This is a genomic window from Agrobacterium sp. (genome assembly GCF_059499945.1).
In genome coordinates this window covers 1-14,290 of record NZ_JCABZP010000001.1, presented here as the reverse complement: position 1 = coordinate 14,290, position 14,290 = coordinate 1, and the positions used below count along the sequence as shown (strand labels likewise).

Genomic DNA, 14,290 nt, shown 5'->3' with positions numbered 1-14,290 from the left:
ATCACAATGCCTCGCTTTGTTGCTGTAACGATGGAGACGACGCTGATGGCTTAAGGCGGCGGACGAGCTGCCGCAGAAGATCATGCGCGACGCCGCCGAGGCCACGCGGCATGAACAGGACGACGAGGACGAAGATGAGGCCGATGATCGCTTTCCACGCCTCCACCAGCGCTTCGGTTTCACTCACCTCGGCCTCGATCATGTTGATCAGGATCGCGCCGATGCAGGCGCCGAGCAGGGAGGAGCGCCCGCCGACGGCAGCCCAGACGACCATGGTCACCGAGAAAGACAGGTCCATGAAGGTGGGCGAGGCAAACTCCGCGACGACCACGTAAAGCATGCCGGCAACACCTGCGATCCCAGCCGAAATGGCAAAAAAGAACATCTGGTAGAGCGAGACGTCGAAGCCGAGATAACGGGCGCGGACCTGATCGTCGCGGATCGCCTGCAGGATCATGCCCGCGCGGGTCTCCACCACCAGACGCGCTCCGATGAGCGTCAGCGACAGGCATATGGCACACAGATAATAGGTCGCTCGGCTGTAAGGGTCGAATTCAATCCCGCCGATCGTCAGCCAGCCGAGGTCCGTCAGGCCGTTGAAGCCATTTGTCACCGGTTGCGCATCGACCATGACGAGACGCACGAGCAGAACGAGTGCCAGCGTGATGATCGACACGAAGACACCGGAGATGCGTTTGCGGAAAACCAGCATGCCGAGTGCGCCGGCGATCATCACGGGAAGCACGATGCCGAGCACGAGGCCCACCGTCTGACTTTGAAACGGAAGCCAGAGGAAAGAGCCCTTGTTGATGCAGCATAGTTCCGTCGGTGCGCCGGGTTCGGCGTTCCATAGCATGAAATCGGGAACAGGCCTTTCGGAGCCCTGCTGCAGACTGGTCGCGCTGGACAGCTTCAGCGACATGGCGAGCATGTAGGCGCCGAGACCGAAGAACAGCCCCTGGCCGAGATTGAGAATGCCCGCATATCCCCATGTCAGCGCGATGGCGACGCCGAGCATGCCATAGACAAGATACTTGGAGATACGGTTCAGCCAGAATTCGTCGCCGAAAACGGGTGCTGCAAAGATCAGCGCGATGAAGACGACATAGGCGGCGATCTGCAATTTTCGTTCGATGCTCATGTTAGCGCCCCTTGAACGAGAACAGCCCGCTGGGCTTGACGAGAATGACAATGATGACGACCCCGAAAACCACCGCGCGCGCCAGAATGTCGTTCGTGCCGATGGCCACCAGTGCATTGATCTCGCCGAGAAGCCCTGAAGACAGGGCGGTGCCGAACAGGCTGCCGACACCGCCTGTCACCACGACCATGAAGCCGTCGACCACCATCGTTGTGCCCATGTCGGGGAAAACAGTCTTGAAGCCGGACATCATCACGCCGGCGACGCCGGCGAGACCGGAACCGAAGGCGAAGGTCAGGGCGTTGATGCGTTTCACGTCTATGCCGCAGGCCGCAGCCATTTTCGGATTGCGGATGATGGCGCGCACCTGCATGCCTGCCGTGGTTCGGTAGAGAATGAACCACGTCGCCAGCGTCAGCACGGCAGTCACCGCAATGATGAAGGTGCGGTAGGCGTTGATGTCTGCACCGGCGAGCCGGAACGTGCCCTGCAGATAAGAAGGCACGGCGACGTTTTGCAGCCCGGCTCCAAGGCCTTCGAGGTGAATGCCGAAAAAGGTGAGGCCAAATTCCAGCCTTACCGCCTGCTGCAGAAGGATGGCGATGCCCCAGGTGGCAAGCAGCGTATCCAGCAGGCGGCCGTAGAGCCGCCGCACGACCACCCGTTCTATCGCCAGGCCAAGCAGCGCGGTGATGACGAAAGCAAGCGGTATTGCGAGCAGAAGACTGGTTTTAAGCCAGATGCCCGAGAGAACGGCGACATATGCACCGATCATGACCATTTCGCCGTGGGCCATGTTGATGACGCCCATGGCGCCGTACGTGATGGCGAGACCGAGTGCCACCAGAAGAAGGATCGAGCCGAGACTGAGGCCGATGAAAAGAATATCGAGCATAACGCCACCGTTCATGAGAAGGGCGGGCCAGACTTTTTCCTGCTCCTTGCCAATCCCGAAGCGGGTTGACGCCACGCAGAGGAAAAAACGCAGATCCGCCTTGCCGAGACATGGTCCCGCCAGGCATGCCTTGGCGGGACGACGCGGGGAAGGGATCAGCCCTTGAGCTTGGTTGCGTCGAGACCGTTGCCGGTGCAGAAGAGATTGCTTTCCGTCTCGCCATAGGCCGAATAGGGCAACGGCTTGATCGGCGCCGGATAGGCGTTGACGACCTTGCTCTGGCCATCCGGCTGCCATTGCCCGATCCGCGGTGTCAGCCAGCAATGCAGGTTGTCGGGATCGGTCGTCACCTTGCCGCCGGGCGCGTCATAGGTCTGGCCGCGAATGCCGGCCCGGATCGCATCGGCAGACAGATCGCCGGATTTCTCGACTGCCTGTTTCCATAGAAATACCTGGAAATACGCGGCCTCAAGCGAATGGTATGTCACGGCTTTCGGGTCGTTTACGAATGTTCTGAAGCGCTCGATGAAGCTTTTGTTCGCAGGCGTTTCGATCGACATGAAATAGGGGAACGATGTGTAGCTGCCCGCCGCATATTCGGCCCCCATGGCCGCGATCTCGATTTCGGATGTCACTGTCGCGCAGATCGGGATTGTCTCCTGCGACAGTCCCTGGTTCTTGAATTCGCGATAGAAGGCGATGATCGAGTCGCCGACAACGTTGGAGAGAACAACGTCCGCGCCGGACTCCTTGATCTTGCTGACCATGACCGCCCACTCCGAGTGGCCGAGTTCCAGATATTCGTCCGCCACCCATTCCGCCCCGGCCGCCTCGATGAGTTTCTTGGAAACCTTCGCCATCTCGCGCGGATAGACATAGTTCGAGCCAACGATGAAGAACTTCTTCTTGCCCAGTTTCTCCACGATCCAGGGAATGTAATTGGAGAGCTGCTGGTTCGGAACTGCACCCGAATAGACAACGTTACGGGAGCACTCGAAGCCTTCATAATGCGTCTGGTAAAACAGCATTGCGCCGCGTCGTTCGAAGATCGGCAGTACGGCCTTGCGGCTGGCGGAGGTGTGGCAACCGAACACGGTGGAGATCTTGTCCTTGAGGATCAGTTTCGAGGCCTTTTCGCTGAAGGTCTTCGGATCGGAGGCACCGTCTTCAACGACGACCTCGACCTGCCGGCCGAGCACGCCGCCGGCCGCGTTGATTTCGGCCACGGCCATCATGACGCCGTTGGCCAGAAGCTTTTCAGCCACGGAAAGGCCACCCGTCTGCGAGTAGAGCGCGCCGACCTTGATGGCATCGGCGGCAAAGGCCCGGCCGCCGAGAGCCGGCAGGGCGAGTGCGGCGGAAGCGGTAGCTGCGGTTTTCAGAAATTCACGTCTGTTGAACACCATCTTGGTTCCCCTTTTTTTGATTGGCGCACGCAGCGGCATTGCCCGGCTCAGGGCCGAGGCTTTCATGCCGAAAAAGTATTGGAGGGCTGACGTCACTGTCAGCAGACAACAAAAAACCCGCGAGGCTTGTCACAGCCTGCGGGCACCTTTGCCATCACCGCATCACGGCTACGCCGCGTGCAACATCGGCACATGGCTTCATAGACGAAGGGATGTGCCGGAGGTGTTCGTCTGGAACACTTGAAAAACTAATCATGTTTTTGGGGTGGGCGCAAGAGCTGTTCGGCGCTTATAATTGAATTGGCGATTTCATCAATCGGCACGCGCCGGGCCATCGCCTCCTCGCGCATTTGACGGTATGCTTCACTCTCGCTTGTGCCGCGCTTGGCCATCAAAATTGCCTTTGCCCGAGCGAGCTTCTGGTCTCCCAGGACCTTGCGCTTGTATTTACGCGCCTCCTTGACGAGCTTTTGGCGCTCGAGCCAGAGGCTGCGTGCGATGGCAAGATTGGTAAGCAAGCCAAACGGTTTGATCGGTCTCTCGACAATGGCAAGTGCGCCGCTTTCCAACACGATCTGCAAAGTCGAGGGATTTTCGTAACCGACGATGGCAAGCATTGTCGGAGCAGGATTGGGGAGACATTTCAGCAAGCGTTCGATTTCCGGCCGCGCCTCGTCTTCCATTGCAAGGAAGACGACATCGGTGCCAAGCGGCAATTCGGCAGGCACAGGCCAGAGGCAACTGACCGTGCAGCCGATACGCCGCAGGTGATCGACCAGAAACTCACCTTCAGACGTCCGGGGATGAATAACAAGAACCTTGAGATCCCGCAAATCTCTAAGAAGGGCGAAAGACATGTTGCTCCCTCTCAGACCTTGACACGATGCGGAAAAGTTTGCGTCAGGTCCGGGCGATATTCGCGCATGAAGGGATCTGGCGCTACGCGCAGCGAAGGATCGTAGACGATGTCGTAGCCGCCCTGCGCGTTCACTCTTGCCACTCGCGGCCAAAGGTGCGTGTGGTTGGTTAGCCGGTCTACTTTCACAGCGCCCTGCGGGGCATCGTACTCGACCTCATATAGGGCTGGCAGCAACTGCTCAAGCCCATCGCTCCCGGCTTGCTGCAACGCCGCTGCATAGAGATAGACCTGGAAATAAGCTGCTTCTGCCGGAGCGGTCGGCAGCATCTCCCGTCCATATTGCCGCTGGAAAGCGTCGACAAAGGCGCGGGCGCGGGGCGTGTTGAGCGAGGCAAAAAATGGGGCGGCCGTAATGTGGCCTTCGGCGACGTCCGGTCGCATGCGGATCACGTCGGCCTCGCTGGTCGATTGGCTTGCGATTGGCATCGTCGCTGAATTAAAGCCCGCTTCCTTGAAAGCTGTGTAGAACGGGATGATGCCGTCGCCTACGATCGTCGAATAGATAACATCAGGCCTGGCCGCCTGGATGTGACGGATGATCCTGGCGATATCTTCAGTTTTGAGGTTCAGCGGGACGTACATCTCGTCGAGGACTTGACCTCCGATTTGAAGGAAGAGATCGCTGATCGTCCGGTTTGATTCATAAGGATAGACGTAATTCGAACCGACGAGAAAAACCCGCTTTCCGTAGTGCGTGGTCAGGAAATCAACCAGTTGAACGGAGTTTTGATTAGGGGCGGCGCCGGTGTAGATGCAATGCCGAGAGTACTCGAATCCCTCGTATAGCGTCGGATAGAACAGCAGCGCATTACGAGCCTCGATGACGGGCAAAGCTGCTTTGCGGGTGCTCGACATATGGCAACCGAAAACCACTCGGACCCTGTCTTCATCGCAAAGCTTGACCGCAAGTTCTTTATACAGGTTGGGTGTTGATCGTGGATCATAGGCCACAGGTTCGATCGCTCGGCCAAGTACACCACCAGCTGCATTGATTTCGTCGATCGCCAGCAGGCTCGCAGCCCTCTGGGTACTCTCCACAGCTCCAGTCACGCCCGTTTCAGAGAAAAGCACACCCACCCGCCAATTTTCTGAAGTCATCATCGCCACCAAAAAATAAAAAAGCCCCCGCCCGTTTCCGGTCGAGAGCTACCCTGCTCATGGAATGTCAGCGGCTCATTTAAGCCTGTTCCTGTATGATGTCAGTTTCCTCGTCGGGTGACAATAGCCAAAGGAAGCGTCTCGATGGTTGTCCTATGGGTGGGTGCCAGCGGTGATCGCCGACATATACGTTCATCTTCCATAACGCATAGGCGAATGCCCATGGAATAGCCGATGATCAGCATTCGCATCATAAGCTCGGGATCAATCTAGGGGCGGCCCGTGGCGCTGTAGAAAGGCTTCAACTGCGCTCGTAAGCTGTCGAGATCGAGATGGCGGTCGATCCCGCGTAGCATGTGGTCTGCAGGAACGGGATCCGGGCGGGTGGTCAAGTTGTCAAGGCAGGTCTTTTGTGCGGACGGCGATCACGGCGCGGATTTTGATCAACGCGCGCGGGCGCGTTTGGCAAGCAGAGCGGATGTTGCGGCGGTACGATCCGACAATTCCTTCGCAAGACGGGCTTCCCGAAGGCGCAGGGTCTTTGCATCGCGGGATTGCGCAATGGAATCGAGCTCTTCAAGCGCTTTTTCCTTCGCGAAGAACGGCGCCTGGATGTGGCTGAAGGCGAGTTCGGCCTTCTGGCGGGAAATACTGTATTTTTCTGTCATGGGTGTTCCGGTGATGATGCTCGAAGAGCGAGCGAAAAACAAAAGGCCAGGCAATTTGCCTGGCCTTGATTGGGTTGGCGTGCTTCCGGCAGTGCCAGTACATCCGTGGTCAAAGGGAAGCACAGACCCTTAGGCAGCCTGCAGATTGCAGGCCGACATTTTGCCCGACTTGTTGTCGCGCTCAAGCTCGAAGCCGATCTTCTGACCTTCGACGAGTTCGCGCATGCCGGCGCGCTCAACGGCGGAGATGTGGACGAACGCATCGGCGCCGCCATTGTCAGGCTGAATGAAGCCGAAACCCTTGGTGGAATTGAACCATTTAACTGTGCCAGTGGTCATGATGAACCCTTTCATAGCAATAGAGAAACCACAGCACTCAGGCGCTGCGGATAGTGATAGCGATTTTGAAAGGAAGGTTCGTTCAGAACGCGTTGCCAGTCGCGCGATAAGCAAAGCTCAGCAAGCAAATTCGATTGCCCCTTATATACAGCCCTTGCCGGAGTGTCAACCATTGGTTTTTCTTGAGTACTTCATCTCGTTAAAGGGTTGTGTTGCCGCGCGCAACGCTACGGCCCCGTCGCCTTGTTTTCCGCGCAATCCGGGCGCATGATCCGGTTTCGTCGTGCTGGCAGCATGACGCTGCGGTGTCAGAGAGGCGCCGTCTTCTTTTCTCCGTCCGATAGCGAAAATTCGCGCCAACGGTGCGACGTCATTTTTTGCCACGCCGCGAAGTTTTCACCCATTGCGACATGCGGCTGCCAGATGGTGGCCGATCGTACATCATCAGCCATTTCTTTAAAGCCTCCGCATGGCATCCATCCGGGGAGACTCCAATCGAGACGTCGAATGAAACAGCTTCACGTGGACGAAATCCGCGCGTGAGTTCCATATGAAAGGCAAGTCCATGGACACGTATAACGAACACAGGCGCCAGGCGCTCAGAATAGAAGCCTGGGAGAACGAAGGCGGCGCTTTAGTCGCCGATACGCTCGAGACTCAATATGGAAGAAGGATAGAGAGGGATCAAAGCTGGACGATATACCATGTGTTCACCGGCGTGCCGGTACGCATAGGTGGCCGCAGGCTGACGGATCTCAGCATAGCGGAAGCGACCGATGGCATGTTGTCGCTCAACCGGCGTAACGCCTTGCGAAGGGAAGAGCGCAACAGGTGCCAACCATGACGCTCGCTTTCCCCAACACGGCCCGCAGTTTTGACGAGGTGCGCAAAGCCGTACGCTTTTTCGGCCATGACGGCATGTTTGAAATCCGGTTTTTTGTCGAGGCGGAGGCGCTCGCCAAGGGCCGGGGACATGCCATGGGCATGTCGGAAGCCCAATGCCTTTCGACTTTCGACGCGATGCGCACGCCCATCTATGCCGCCGCGAAGAAGGTCTACGCCAAGTATAAGCGCAATATGAATATCCTCACAGCCTCAGACCTTGGCTAGGCAACTGCGCCTGATCCCCTTTCGCCGGGATTACCCATGCGGCAATCCTCGAGCATGGCGAAATTATGGAACGACACGCGGGCTGACGTCCGCGCTTGCGCCATCAAGAGCCAATGCCTCATCGATCTCGGCTGATGATACCTGCAGGAACTGGCGTCGGGTCACCGCGATGGAAATTGCGGGAATCTCAAGGTGGGTTGCCACCCGGCGATATGCCGTGAAGCTCAAGCCTTCTATCAATTCCTCGTCTACGACCAGGCGATATGTGCCCGCTCCCAGGGGTTCCGTAAGGGCTTCCAGACGGAACGGATGCATGAATGTGATTTCGGTCTCTGTGGTTCTTTCGATCATTTCGAACACCGCTTTCCGTTGCGTTGAACCGGCGCATTTGCAGCCAGCTATTCGCAACTATGCTCCGAAGAGGATGTAGACGATCAGCGCAACGCTTGCCGCAGACAAGACGTAGCCAGCCACAGTTGCGAGATTATGTTTCGTCGGTTGGTGAAATATGGAAGACATGGCGTCCTCCTTTGTCGGGGCCAGGGTATTCAACCCTTAAACAGCAGCGCCCGTAATATGGCTGCTGGAACAATCATAATGGACCTGTTCCGCTCGTTTAGCAATGAAGCAATTCGGTAGTTTGGGAGTGCTGATCAAAGGCCTCCGGTCTCTTTGGCGATAACCATGGCCGTGTTCTCCTCAACGCCATTTGCCGTGGATTGCGCCATTGATATCCAACGCGAGTTCCATCGCTATAACAGCGATAAAGGCGAGCCCATCCACATCCGCATCGGGCTGGATTGTGGTGAGCCAATCGAAGACAGCAATGATTTCTTCGGCACGACCGTGCAATTGGCCGCAAGGCTTTGCGCTGCCGCCGAGAGCGATCAGATCCTGATATCGGACAAGACCCCTGCAGGAATATGGCAGCGCCGATGTCCTCGTGCATGGGGATCGTTACAGGCTGAAAGGCTTTGCCGAGCCGGTCCTCGCCTATCGTTGCGAGTGGCTGCACTAATAACGGTTGCTCGCATCGAATGCGATCACGACGAACCCGCCTGCCGGTAACGGCAAGCGTGGAAACCCGTGTGCTGGCGTCAGGCAACGCCAGCACAATTGCGCTTGATCAGACGCCTTGCCTCCAGATGATGTGAGGCGGGAAGGCAGCGATCAATCGGGGCGCTGCAGCAAGGCCAGAGCGACCGTGGATGCAGCCAGGATCGCGGTCAGCGCCAGCGGAGCAGTGGCACCGTAGGAATCCACGATATAGCCGCCGAAAACCGCACCGATACTGATGGCCACCTGAAAGGAAACGACCATCAGGCTGCCTGCTGCTTCCAGGGCGTCGGGTGCGCCGCGGGAAAGGTTGGTCGGCAGCACCACGGGCGCCATGCCGAAGGCAAGGCCCCAAAGGGCGACGAGGGCAAATGCGGCACCGGTATGAACACCCCAGACAACGAGGGCGATCGTCGCAAATGCCATCAGGGCGGCGGTGACGATGAGCGCGAGGCGGATACTGGTGTCAGCCATCCGGCCCCCCAGCACATTGCCGATCACCGAAGCGACGCCAAAGCCGAGCAGGGCGAGGGCAATCGGCGTGGTCTCAAGCAGCGTCACCTGTTCGAGGAAGGGACGCACATAGACCGAACCGGCGAAATGCCCCGTCATCAGCAACAGGATTGCCAGCATCCCCAGTTGAACGCTGCGCCGCCGCGTCAGCCGCAGAACATCGGAAAGACTGTTGCTCGTACTTGCCGGCAGCGACGGCAGGCTGAGTATCTGCAGCAGCATCGCAATTACGGCAAGCCCCGCCGTCATCGACATGGCGATGCGCCATCCCACCCAGTCGCTGATCAAGGCGCCCATGGAGGGAGCCGCAATGGTGGCGAGTGAAACGCCGAGTGTGACGATAGCCATGCCGCGCCCGGTCGAATTTGCGCCAACGAGCCGCGCCACGACAGCAACCGAAAGCGCCCAGAAACCGCTGAGCGCAATACCCAGTCCGGCCCGGCCGACCAGCAATAGCCAGAAATCGGCAGCAACTGATGCGAGAATGTTGGAGCCAATCGCCAGCGCGCTAAGACCGACAAGCACAGTCTTGCGGTTCAGTTTGCCGATGAGAACATTGCTCAGCAAAGCCGTTACAGCGCCCACGGAAGCTGTCGCCGTAACGACCTGTCCCGCCGTGCCCTCTGTAATGCCGAGATCGCGCGCCATGGGCGTCAACAATCCCGCTGGCAGAAACTCGGCCGATACCAGCGCAAAACTGGTGGCCGCCATCGAAAGAACCGCAAACCAGGTTGCGGTGGTCCATGCGGGTTCCTCTGCGGCCTCCAGGCCAATCGTTGCCCCATCAAATTCTGATGTCGTGTCCGTCATGGTCTCTCTCCTTGAGTTGGGAGAGTTTTAGACGAATTTTTTCGGATGATATGTATCTAAAAATCCGAATTTCATACCTATTCCTCCGAATTTTGTGCGTTGCACAATGTTCGGATGTGCATGTGCGTGGCCACATTTCCTAGATTCATAGCCTGACTGGAAATCAGTCACCGACCACACGGAAGGTGAATGTGTCCGGCGCGAAGAGCTATCAACTTATGCGCCAATTGCCGGAGCCTGTGATGAATATTGACAATATATGCTACGCTTTCCATAGTTGAGGAGAGAAAAAGGAAAACGTCATGCCGTCAGGTAGCATTCACGTCAAAGTTAGCGGAGCGCTGCAAGACCATATCCAGCAGCAGATTGGTGATGACGGTCTTTATGAGAATGCGAGCGAGTATATTAGAGCGCTTATCCGGCGTGACCTGCAAACCCGCGACGAAGCATGGGAGGCCTTGCGAAAGGAACTGGCTCCCGCCATGCGCGCGGATGATAGCGAGTTTATAGCCGTCTCTGCTGACGATGTAATCGGCCGAAATAAGCGTCGCTAGTTATGGCAACTTACCGCTTTTATGCGGCTGCCGACGCCGCACAAGATAAAATTTGGCGTGACACCGTGGATGCTTGGGGCGAAGCGCAGCCTGAGACCTATATACGTGGCCTCCACGCGCATTTGCAGCGCCTCTGTGACAACCACCTGCTTTGGCGGCGTCTTCCCCAAAGACTTGCCGTTCCCGGTGACATCATGCGCGAGGCTTATTTCAGTAGGCATGAGCATCATTACCTGTTTTTCCGAGAGCTTGATAACGGCGATCTGGGCGTGATGAGTATATTGCATGCGCGGATGGATATGGCCGTACGCTTGAGAGAAGATCTTACGGCGCTCGACGCTAGGGGTTATCGGCTTTAGCGGCTTATCCAAACGGAAACCGGAGCTGAAATTACCGCTCATGAAGTGAAAGCTCTTGCAGATTTGGCAACTACAAGGTGATATTGTCGCCAGCAAGCGGCTAAGTGCAGAAACATTAAAGTCTAAAAATGGCTGAAGAGACCTCATCTGACATCCGGGAACTGGTTGCTTCCATACTGGAAGAGAATGATCCACAGTTTTCAAAGCATGCCCCTAAAGACGAGCTATCCGCGATATACGAGAGTGAGCTTCTATCATTTTCGACGGAGGCCCAACAGTTCGTCCGACGTATTGAAAACGCAGAGTCGTTGCAGAAAGCCTGCATCGAGTACTACGAGCGCTACTGGAAGAAGTTTCGTGCTGTATTGGGAAACTTGGGACCGGAGTTCGCCTCTGTACTGATGCGGCAACCCGACATAGAAGCGATACGAGCGATTCCTGACAAAACCGGCCTCGTAAGACGGACCTTCGGCCATCAGGAACTTCTGCCGATTTACGGAAATCTCCTCTTCAAGTTCGTGATATCAAACCATCTAGCGAAATCAGTCGCGTATGCAAATTTCGCACCGCGGCTGTTGAGTCCGGTGCTTCATCACTACACCAAGGGTGAGACTGTCGAGCGAGTTTGGGTCACTCTTGGTTTCGGCCCGCCAATAGACCAGAAGTCCACTGTTGTATCGAAACAAGTAATCGTTGACGCCTTCCACAAACTCGTTACCTATCTTGGCACTAACAAATCAGAGAATGAAGCAATAACGTTTATTGTGGAAAAATACATTCCGACTGTAGATATCGCCAGTAAGGACGTCATCGACATCGTTTGCGGTGATTCAAAGATGATGCTCCAGGAGTTTTGCCATTCTGCTGGATTGAGAGTGCCTCAGTATCGGATCGAACGAGTCGGAGGACCAGACCACGCCGCCGTAATGAGCTGTATTGTGTCAACCGATGGTCTAGAATCCTCTGCCGTGGAAGGCGGGTCGAAGCTCGAGGTATCCGCGCGCGCAGCAGCTAATCTCCTTGAGAAGGTAGCCACGTCAAGAAGCCATAGGCCACGTCTCCAGCAGTTGATCCGAGATAAATACTTTAGGAGAAGGAAGTACGGGCAGAATCTCGCGAGATTGTCTCCATCGATAGTCGCTAGCGCGGAGAAGCTTAGGGGCACGCTTGGCTTTGGTCAAAGTGTCGAAGGCCTAGCTGCATCCTTCACGTTGAGGAGCGATCTCGTGCCAGGCGAAAGTTTCAGAGACAACGAACGAGATTCGTTCTTCGGGTCTCAGCTTGAAGCGTTCATCACAGTGCGTCCTCATACCGATCGGTTCACACAGCGAACAATCGTTAAAGAAGCTGTGGTTCCGGTCATCGAGCGGTTTCACGCACAGGTCGGGAACTCACGGAATCCGCTGAGCGATGCACAGAGGCGGGATATCGTGCAGAGCGTTATCTATTCTGAGTATCGCGAATGCGGTCTTGAAAAAGCGGCTTTGTTATTTGAAAAATTTTTCGAGCGGCGTTCGACGCAGGTTCAGATTGGCGCGACTGTTCCTGAGTTCGATCCGGGCCTGTCGTTCACGACCATGCTGCTGGAGAGTATGCATAAGCGACCCGACCTCGAATCTCACGTTTCATACCGCCTGCTGACTGAAAAGCGCCAAAGTCATGCCCCGATTTTTGAGTGTTCGATTGAGTACGCTGGCCACATTACGAAGGGAGTTGCAGGCACAAAAATCAAGGCGCGCAACAAAGCATCCTATGAGATGCTGAAGATGCTAGCCGGGGCCTGTTAGTGATGTCAGACTATAGCTATGCCTACCACTATCTTTCTAACGTCCGCTTGGAGCCGCCGCCCGAACTGCGGACTTTCACTGGAGGCGGGAAGGTCTTGACGTCCTTCATTAATTCGCTGAGGAATCGTATCTTGATTTGCGGAGCTGGTGCAATCTCCGCAGCCACGGATCGTCACTGGCTACAGTCGAGCCTTTTCGCTCGCGCGAATATAGAGGCCTGCGCACTGTTTGTAGCCTTCTCGGAAGATGTGAATCCGAGAAAACCGGATATAAATACGCTTAAGCGAGCTGAAAAATATCTCTTCTCGACGAAAACGTTTGGTGCTGGCCAAGGTGTTCATATAAACGACTGCCTTCGGGTCATCTACAAGAAGGACGAAAGTCTTCAAGCAACATACGACGTGCTTTGTGAAGCCGTTCATCCGAACTGGCTTGGGGTTTTGAAACTAGATATTGCCGCCGACGAAAATATTGAAACACACGTTCGCGACGTCATAGTACAATCGGTAAACGCCTGTGGCCAACTAGTCATCGAGGCTGTTAGATGGCATTTCGACGTTATTGAGGCCGAAAGCTAAGTACACTTATAAACGTGGCCCCTGCTAGCTCCCAGCTATTTTACCTCCGCATCGAGCCAGAAGTGGGCATGAATGATGTAGAAGTAAAAATTTGTTTTTGGTTTCGATTTGCGCATTTTGGCGTAAAGCCCCTTATTTTCCAGCGAGTTGGTGCTTTTATTCCCTTCCGCCTTTGTCCTCAGCCCGTTGGGAAGGGCTTTTTTCCTCTATGGTTATCCCCACTCTGTTTACCTGGCCTATACTAAGCCTGTTCTGCGATGAACCGGTAAGTGCTCCGGTTTTGCGCTGAACCAGCGCCGGTTGTGGGAGAAGACGTCGCTCTCATATTTCGGGGTCTGACAGGGAAAGCCCTCTGGCAATGACCGGAGGAGAGATGGAATCTGGTTTGTGGTGGGCCTCTCTATTTCTCCGAAACGCATTTTCTGAAGGACACGCTCTGACAGGCATAAACCGCTGAGGCGGGGCACTGATAAGTGTCTTTATTTTCCACAGGCGGCAATTTTCAGTGCCCCGTTGCAATGCCCATCGAGCTGAAAGGCTGATGGAAAAAAGAGATGAAGCTCACAACACGGTCGCAACTGCGTCGCGTGATAGGAAAGGTGTGTTCAATGGGTCTCTATGAGATGTACGTCCTTGCTGCTCGTGCAGATACCGCCCTGGGGAGGAGGAGGTGGGCACGATCTCTTTATGTGAGGGCAAAGATTCGAAATCGGCAGCTCAAGAAACAATATTTACACAACCAGAAGGAGAGTGCGGATTCGTTGGTGGATACGAAGAGTGCAGGCCGGATGCGATCTGGGCGGCTCCCATAAACATATATTTATGTAATATCCAGCAAGAAAACATATAAAATATATGTTGCGATGGATTATATATGCGTGACTGAAGGCGGGTGAGAATCCGTGAGCAGAATTGACTTTTACGGACCTGCAATTTGCGGATTGCGGGCCGACTACGTGTAAATATATGAATTTTATGTTGAATTTGCTGATATGGATGGAGAATTGTTATGCGCGGAAACTATATAACCGAGATGGATTTGATTGGAGTTGATTTC

15 protein-coding genes and 2 pseudogenes are annotated in these 14,290 nt (G+C 55.6%); 7 read left to right on the top strand and 10 right to left on the bottom strand.

What is annotated here, in order from left to right; translation table 11 throughout:
* Window position 1: 1 nt before the first annotated feature.
* The 8 genes and pseudogenes from urtC to AC5I5B_RS00050 form a co-directional block, all read right to left on the bottom strand.
* Window positions 2-1,141 (bottom strand): urea ABC transporter permease subunit UrtC, encoded by a 1,140-nt coding sequence (gene urtC / locus AC5I5B_RS00085; RefSeq protein ID WP_129566753.1) that lies wholly within the window; start codon window positions 1,139-1,141, stop codon window positions 2-4.
* Window position 1,142: 1 nt separating this feature from the next.
* Entirely contained in the window at window positions 1,143-2,036 is an 894-nt protein-coding gene (gene urtB, locus AC5I5B_RS00080) for an urea ABC transporter permease subunit UrtB (protein WP_035213515.1), read from the bottom strand.
* A gap of 155 nt (window positions 2,037-2,191) precedes the next feature.
* Window positions 2,192-3,442, bottom strand: a complete 1,251-nt coding sequence (locus tag AC5I5B_RS00075; protein WP_035213517.1) for a transporter substrate-binding domain-containing protein — start codon at window positions 3,440-3,442, stop codon at window positions 2,192-2,194.
* 248 nt (window positions 3,443-3,690) lie between these two features.
* The gene (locus AC5I5B_RS00070; RefSeq protein WP_080866655.1) at window positions 3,691-4,299 is read right to left on the bottom strand and encodes an ANTAR domain-containing response regulator; all 609 of its coding nucleotides are present in this window, start codon (window positions 4,297-4,299) and stop codon (window positions 3,691-3,693) included.
* A gap of 11 nt (window positions 4,300-4,310) precedes the next feature.
* Window positions 4,311-5,462 (bottom strand): transporter substrate-binding domain-containing protein, encoded by a 1,152-nt coding sequence (locus AC5I5B_RS00065; protein ID WP_080866654.1) that lies wholly within the window; start codon window positions 5,460-5,462, stop codon window positions 4,311-4,313.
* Window positions 5,463-5,611: 149 nt separating this feature from the next.
* Window positions 5,612-5,851: pseudogene (locus AC5I5B_RS00060) on the bottom strand (transposase); the annotation flags it as partial.
* Between the two features lie 51 nt (window positions 5,852-5,902).
* Window positions 5,903-6,127, bottom strand: a complete 225-nt coding sequence (locus tag AC5I5B_RS00055; protein ID WP_080866653.1) for a hypothetical protein — start codon at window positions 6,125-6,127, stop codon at window positions 5,903-5,905.
* Window positions 6,128-6,256: 129 nt separating this feature from the next.
* Window positions 6,257-6,466 (bottom strand): cold-shock protein, encoded by a 210-nt coding sequence (locus AC5I5B_RS00050; RefSeq protein ID WP_003504088.1) that lies wholly within the window; start codon window positions 6,464-6,466, stop codon window positions 6,257-6,259.
* Window positions 6,467-7,016: 550 nt separating this feature from the next.
* Between AC5I5B_RS00050 and AC5I5B_RS00045 the strand changes: the two genes are divergently transcribed.
* Window positions 7,017-7,310, top strand: a complete 294-nt coding sequence (locus AC5I5B_RS00045; protein WP_080866652.1) for a hypothetical protein — start codon at window positions 7,017-7,019, stop codon at window positions 7,308-7,310.
* Window positions 7,307-7,576 carry a DUF1488 family protein gene (locus tag AC5I5B_RS00040; RefSeq protein WP_111791577.1) on the top strand — a complete coding sequence of 90 codons (270 nt, stop codon included), beginning with the start codon at window positions 7,307-7,309 and terminating at the stop codon, window positions 7,574-7,576. The genes AC5I5B_RS00045 and AC5I5B_RS00040 overlap by 4 nt, the downstream gene beginning before the upstream one ends.
* 63 nt (window positions 7,577-7,639) lie before the next feature.
* On the opposite strand, the gene AC5I5B_RS00035 is transcribed toward AC5I5B_RS00040, so the two are convergent.
* Window positions 7,640-7,927, bottom strand: a complete 288-nt coding sequence (locus tag AC5I5B_RS00035; RefSeq protein ID WP_003509678.1) for a hypothetical protein — start codon at window positions 7,925-7,927, stop codon at window positions 7,640-7,642.
* Window positions 7,928-8,260: 333 nt separating this feature from the next.
* Between AC5I5B_RS00035 and AC5I5B_RS00030 the strand changes: the two are divergent.
* Window positions 8,261-8,594 (top strand): annotated as a pseudogene (locus AC5I5B_RS00030) (adenylate/guanylate cyclase domain-containing protein); the annotation flags it as partial.
* Window positions 8,595-8,746: 152 nt separating this feature from the next.
* Here AC5I5B_RS00030 and AC5I5B_RS00025 read toward each other — a convergent pair.
* Window positions 8,747-9,955, bottom strand: coding sequence for an MFS transporter (locus AC5I5B_RS00025; protein WP_425904063.1), 1,209 nt, complete (start codon window positions 9,953-9,955; stop codon window positions 8,747-8,749).
* Window positions 9,956-10,257: 302 nt separating this feature from the next.
* Between AC5I5B_RS00025 and AC5I5B_RS00020 the strand changes: the two genes are divergently transcribed.
* The 4 genes from AC5I5B_RS00020 (at window position 10,258) to AC5I5B_RS00005 (ending at window position 13,233) form a co-directional block, all read left to right on the top strand.
* Entirely contained in the window at window positions 10,258-10,509 is a 252-nt protein-coding gene (locus tag AC5I5B_RS00020; protein WP_112958810.1) for a ribbon-helix-helix domain-containing protein, read from the top strand.
* Window positions 10,510-10,511: 2 nt separating this feature from the next.
* Window positions 10,512-10,868 carry a type II toxin-antitoxin system RelE/ParE family toxin gene (locus AC5I5B_RS00015; protein WP_112958809.1) on the top strand — a complete coding sequence of 119 codons (357 nt, stop codon included), beginning with the start codon at window positions 10,512-10,514 and terminating at the stop codon, window positions 10,866-10,868.
* Between the two features lie 128 nt (window positions 10,869-10,996).
* Window positions 10,997-12,655 (top strand): putative dsRNA-binding protein, encoded by a 1,659-nt coding sequence (locus tag AC5I5B_RS00010; RefSeq protein ID WP_112958808.1) that lies wholly within the window; start codon window positions 10,997-10,999, stop codon window positions 12,653-12,655.
* A 2-nt stretch (window positions 12,656-12,657) separates the two neighbouring features.
* Window positions 12,658-13,233, top strand: a complete 576-nt coding sequence (locus tag AC5I5B_RS00005) for a hypothetical protein (protein ID WP_112958807.1) — start codon at window positions 12,658-12,660, stop codon at window positions 13,231-13,233.
* Window positions 13,234-14,290 lie beyond the last annotated feature (1,057 nt).